Source organism: Xanthomonas euvesicatoria pv. euvesicatoria, assembly GCF_020880415.1.
Lineage (GTDB): Bacteria > Pseudomonadota > Gammaproteobacteria > Xanthomonadales > Xanthomonadaceae > Xanthomonas > Xanthomonas euvesicatoria.
Genome location: NZ_JAJIUJ010000059.1, coordinates 1 through 1,764, shown reverse-complemented (window position 1 = coordinate 1,764; position 1,764 = coordinate 1). Strand labels below are relative to the sequence as shown.

General features: G+C 63.0%; 1 protein-coding gene. It reads right to left on the bottom strand.

Annotation, left to right across the window (positions count from 1 at the left end; genetic code table 11):
- On the bottom strand, positions 1 to 1,764 hold a 1,764-nt coding region (locus LN450_RS10485), incomplete at both ends, for a coiled-coil domain-containing protein (RefSeq protein WP_484607057.1).

Below are 1,764 nucleotides of genomic sequence, written 5' to 3'. Positions count from 1 at the left end.
TGCGCTGTTGGCGACTCGGTTCAGCGCTTGCTCGATCGCCAACTCGTTCTTGCTGTCGAGCGCGTAGAGCACTTCGTCCACATCCGGGTCGCCCGTGATCGATTTGCGCTCAGCTTTCGACGAGTCATTTGGCGCATTCCCTTCCCCTGGACCGGCAAAGCGCTGAACTGGAGATTGGAAGGCATCGGCTTGCTCAGCCGCTTCACTGGGCGAGCGGCGACTTGGTTGGTGCGCGCTGAATGCATCCATGCTGCCACCCTCTTGGTCTAGCGCCCTCTTTTGAGCGAAGGGATAAGGTTCTCCGCGCTCGCGATACTCCTTCCATTCCTGGTGGAAGCGTTCGTCTTCCCGATCCGCCGCCTCAATTTCCTGTTGCAGCTGGCGCAGCGAGCGCATGGTCTCTTCCAGGAACAGGGCGCCACCCGGGTCTGCGGCGCTGTGATCCTGCGCTGGGGTTGATTGCGTTTGTTGGTTTTCTGCGTCAGCAGACCCGACGGACACGCGAGTGGCCGCACTGCTTGCCAATGACTCCTCACGCGCTTGCGCGAAGTGTTCTGCGGGCAACACCGGTGCACCATGATCAGCGAGCAAAGCCTTTGAAGGACGGGGCTGTTCAGCCTCGGCTTCTCGCTCAGGCGTAGTAGACGCTCTGGAAAGTGATGCCGTCAACGGCTCTGCTGTTGGGGCCATGGCCCGAACCGGTGTTGCCTCCTGCTCACGCGCCACATCTTGCTGACGGGCCGACGCTTGCTCCATCTCGGCCTGCTGCGGTTGCACCTGGCGATACAGCGCCAGGGACACCGCATCGGCCTCCGCGCTTTGCAAAGGTTGGTTGCCGGATTTCTGGCCCTCGGGTGCAGGAATCGGCAGGCGCGAGGCATCGCGGCTTTCCACTGCCTGCATTTCCAGCGCGCGTCCCGCTTCTCTTGCTTGATGTGGCTGCGTCCGTGGGTCGGGCGTAGTGTCAGCCGCGCGTTCGCCTGCCTGTTGGTTATGCGCATCTAGCTGCTGGTGGGCATATGCCTGCTGCAACTCGGGCTGCGGCATTTGTTGATCCAGCGCCGCATCTGGAGCGTGCAGCTGAGCGTCCGGTTGCTGCGAGGCTTCTTGTCGTTGCTCTTGTTGCTGCGCTTGCTGAACCTGATGTTCCTGGACCTCAACCCGCGTGGCTTCTTGAGCCTGGCGCTCTTGCTGCTGCTCCCGCTGCTGGTTGTCCTGGGCTTGGCGCTCCTGCGCCTGACGTTCCTGGACATCCCTTTCCTCACGCTCCTGCAGCTCGCGTTGCTGGCTGGTCTGTGCTTGCCGCTCCTGCACTTGCCGCTCTTCTGACTCCCGATGCTGCTCGGCTTGGCGCTGACCTTCCAGCACCGCATGCGCCTGGACCGCCTGTTCGCTCTGCGCCCGATCCTCGTGCTCCGGATGTGCCTGCTGGAGGTGTTCGCGCACCTGCGCGGCGTGCTGCTCTTGCGCAAAACGATCCTGCTGTTCGCGTTCTTGCCGCGCCTGCGCCGCGACAGAAGCTTGCATGCGCGCCTGGATATCCAGCACCTGCTGCGAATTGGAAGAGTCAGACGTAGAGCTGTCTGTTTCCCCTTTCGCTTCGGGCGCCCGCGCAAGGGTTGGCGGCTCTCGCCGGCTGCCTTGCGCCTCACTCAACGCCTGCCGGATGTCTTCGCTGCTGGTCACGGCCACCACGCGGATCACCCCATCGCTACCGCGCTGAAGGTGCGCGATGGGGCTGTCATAGCCGTATTGACCGGACTC